Origin of the sequence: Streptomyces sp. NRRL B-3229 (assembly GCF_000719505.1) — a bacterium.
Lineage (GTDB): Bacteria > Actinomycetota > Actinomycetes > Streptomycetales > Streptomycetaceae > Streptomyces > Streptomyces griseorubiginosus.
The window spans coordinates 1-328 of record NZ_JOGP01000137.1; the positions used below are offsets into that span (position 1 = coordinate 1).

The window sequence follows — 328 nt, forward strand, 5'->3', positions numbered from 1 at the left end:
GGCGACAGGCAGGACCACGCCCCGGGAGACGGCCGTCCACACCGCACGGTCCAGCGGGCGGCCGCTGAGGGTGTACTCGTGGACGGCGAGCCGTCCGTGCGGGGCCAGCAGTCCGTGGACGGCGCGCAGCACCGCGTCGGGGTCGGCGACGTTGCGGAAGAGGTAGGCGGCGAACACCGCGTCGAACGGTCCTTCCACGCCCGCCTCGGCCAGGGCCTCCGCGGGGGCGCACACGAACCTGACCCTGCCGGGCCACGGCTTGGCCAGGGCGCGGTCCAGCATCCCGGCCGAGGCGTCCACGGCCGTGATGTCGGCCTCGGGGAGCGCG

The 328-nt window shown here is 76.2% G+C and carries 1 protein-coding gene; it reads right to left on the reverse strand.

What is annotated here, in order from left to right; translation table 11 throughout:
* Window positions 1-328: class I SAM-dependent methyltransferase (locus IF54_RS0139110; RefSeq protein WP_030327559.1), on the reverse strand; the 328-nt coding region annotated here is incomplete at both ends.